Source organism: Phyllobacterium sp., assembly GCF_037994405.1.
Taxonomy (GTDB): Bacteria; Pseudomonadota; Alphaproteobacteria; order Rhizobiales; family Rhizobiaceae; genus Phyllobacterium.
On sequence record NZ_JBBNAN010000218.1, the window covers coordinates 1 to 2988 of the forward strand.

The window sequence follows — 2988 nt, forward strand, 5'->3', positions numbered from 1 at the left end:
TATTGCGAGACAACGCATGTTTGCTCGGTTGCGGGAGATGTTCGGCCGATAAAGCCGACTATAGTTCAAAGCTTGTTGATGCGGCTTGGCTGTTAAGCCACCGGAGTACGGCTGACGTCGCTCACTCAAAACAGCAAAGCAACGGGCGCGATCGACAGCAACCCATTGTGCGAGCGCCCAAGCCAAGCCGGTTCCGCACCAATCCAAGGAATCTGAGGACCTTGCTGCCGTGGAATTCCGCTAGGGGGCTCTCTAGATAACGCCTCTTTTCAGCGCCTCCACAAAACGGATGACGTCACCAACCATGCGTTCGTCCCAAATATCATTGTGACCAGAGCCGTCATAGATCAGCATCTGCTTGGGCTCGGGAGCAGTGCGATATAGCGCCTCGCCCGAAGACAGCGGGATGATATCATCACGCCGACCGTGGATGAACAGCTTCGGTTGCCTCACCTTTGCTATTTTGAGATCTGAGCGGAAGGGATCCTTGATAAGAAGCGAAATCGGAAAGAACGAGTAATACGTCTGGGCGAGCGACAGGACCGACAGGTAAGCGGACACAAGGATGACGGCGACAGCCGGCCTTTGCCCGGCCGTGTTGACGGCGACGCCGCTGCCCAGCGACTGGCCGAGCACAACGATCTCGCATTCAGAGTGTACCGAAAGCCAGTCGAACGCGGCAATGCCGTCGGTCAGGAGTCCGTTTTCGCTCGGTGAGCCGGTCGATCCCGGATAGCCGCGATAGGAAATCGCCAGCAAGCCAATGCCCCGCGCGGCCAGCGCCTGGGCGAGGAAGCCGTAGTTGCTGATCCGGTCAGCGTTTCCGAGAAAGAACAGCACCGACGGCTTGCTGGATTCGCCCTGGACGTATAGACCATGAAGTGTCTCTCCGTCGGGCGTGCTGATGGATACGTTTTCGCCCCAGCTCGCGTGCTCTGGAGCAAGTGTCGCGCTGGCGCCGGGATAGAGGAGGGCGCGCTGTGAAAGATAAATCAAGCCGACGAGCGACACGTAGGCGAAGGCCGCCATCAGCAGCAAGGTCAGCAGGAGCTTTGTGGCGCTCACGACAACATGTCCACCCGCAGGTCGGTCAAATGTCAAGAACCTCTTCAGCAGCAAACTCGACCCATTCCTGAATGCGGCGGGCTTGGCCCCTGAACATTGGAAGGGCTCAGATATACGGCGTTTCTTCCAAAACGGCCAGGGCTTCACCCCCGAGCACGTAAGTTCAATTACTGAATAATCGCGGCTTCTCGTTCTGTGAGCTACTGTTTGTACAAGCGCGCCGAGTGCAGGGATCATTTGGCTTTGAGAAGCGTTATGAAGGGAGTGGTTTTGCAGAGAACACAAAGGCCCGGATTTTCTGAATAGCCGCCTGCTGACCACGGGATCGTTGAGGAGGAAGAAACGATGCCAATCCCGTCCCCTATACGGACCGGCTATTACCCGGAACGAGATAAACATTGCAAGGAGGCGTTACGCGGGCGCTTTCTCGAACTGGACGACGTCAAATTCAAGGATATCGCTGCGTTGCAGTCGGATGCCTATTTGGCTGGCTGGGCCCCAACTGAGGTGCAGCGTGCCATCAACGCGCTTATCACGATGCGGCGGCAGAAATTGCGAACAGCCACTCACCCTCGCAGCGATGTTCCTTTGAATGCATGAGCCGGCACCGAGTAATGGCTCTGTGTGATTTGATGCAATAGGATTGATTGACGGACAAAATTGTTAGTCACGATCGGCGCCTGGCTACTGTAACCTTAACTTGCGCTGGTTCTGATCAGATACAATGGTGACGGCCTGCGGCCGCGCTTGACCTGCTTTCCGACCCGCAATTGCGCCCGAAGGCTGATCGTGGATATTTCCGGCGACGGATGGAGACCCCTGCGCCCAAGAGGAGAGTCATCTTGGGTCCGAACAGGTTCATTATGGATATAGGAAAACTCGAGGATTTTGCGAGGGCAATCAGGCTGAAGCTCATCCGGGAGTTGTCATGACCTCGCGCTCGGCGAAATGGACGAAAATCGCAACGCCAAGCTTCGATCGATTCAGGGATTATCGCAGCCAGAGGAACGTGTTCGCCTCGGGATAGGCGATAACCACCCAAAGCCACTAGGCATGTGCCCCACAAATTGCCTTCGTCGGGGACCTCAGGAAGTCTTAGGTCTGGCGTCGGCGATTCCAGTACGCCACGATCTCTGTTCCGCCACCATTAAATCGTCCAGAGTTAATCGTGGTCGCTTTATGCGAAACTGACGCGAATGCATCCGTGACATCAATGCTGTGATTTCGGCGCTGTCCACTCCGTCGCTCGCCATCACTTGGCGGATCATGGGTTCGGCCAACAGTTCGTCCAAAGTCGGTTCACGGTACTCTAGCATCGGAGGCTCCTTTCTTATATTCGTGACAGCCAGAATAACGCCCCTGATGCCCATGCGATGGCCTTAATGTGACCGTTCTGTGAGAACCGCGTGAGACGGGTGGTAGGGCTCTTGTGGGCTGTAACGGATGGTCACGCCATCTCGTCATACATGGCGTTGATCTTGTATATTGCCTCAGCGCGGTTCGTTGCCCGCAGCTTCTTCAGGATATTTCGCACGTGAACCTTTACAGTGTTCGGTGCAAGCTTGAGGGCATAGGCAATTGTCTTGTTTGCCTTTCCCAGCCGCAGGACCCGGATGACGTCCTCCTCCCGCGGCGTGAACATTTCCCCGCGCTTGGATTGATAACGCCTTGTCCCGAGGATGCGCTGAATATCGCTGAGGGTCTCCGCCGCTACGAAAACACCGCCGGCCAAGGCCATCGATATTGCTTCAATACAGACCGATATCCCCGCATTGCCGGGAAGATAGCCGCGTGCACCTTGCTCGAGAACGTTCAAAATCTGCTGAAATCCGCATAATTCTGCCTGAACGATGACGGGGATGTTCGGAAATCTCCGAACAAGCGTCTCGATCTCGAACGCGATCGAGTTATCCATGAACCTGG

General features: G+C 55.8%; 3 protein-coding genes. 1 reads left to right on the forward strand and 2 read right to left on the reverse strand.

Features of this window, described 5'->3' with window-relative positions:
• Positions 1 to 252: 252 nt before the first annotated feature.
• A complete protein-coding gene (locus AAAC48_RS12110; protein ID WP_340654411.1) occupies positions 253 to 1065 on the reverse strand; it encodes an alpha/beta hydrolase in 813 nt (270 codons plus the stop codon).
• A gap of 345 nt (positions 1066 to 1410) precedes the next feature.
• On the opposite strand from AAAC48_RS12110, the gene AAAC48_RS12115 reads away from it, so the two are divergent.
• Complete coding sequence (locus tag AAAC48_RS12115) at positions 1411 to 1665, forward strand: hypothetical protein (protein WP_340654412.1); 255 nt, start codon at positions 1411 to 1413, stop codon at positions 1663 to 1665.
• Positions 1666 to 2512: 847 nt separating this feature from the next.
• Here the strand turns inward: AAAC48_RS12115 and AAAC48_RS12120 are convergent.
• A partial coding sequence (locus AAAC48_RS12120) for a response regulator transcription factor (RefSeq protein ID WP_340654413.1) occupies positions 2513 to 2988 on the reverse strand: 476 nt, incomplete at its 5' end.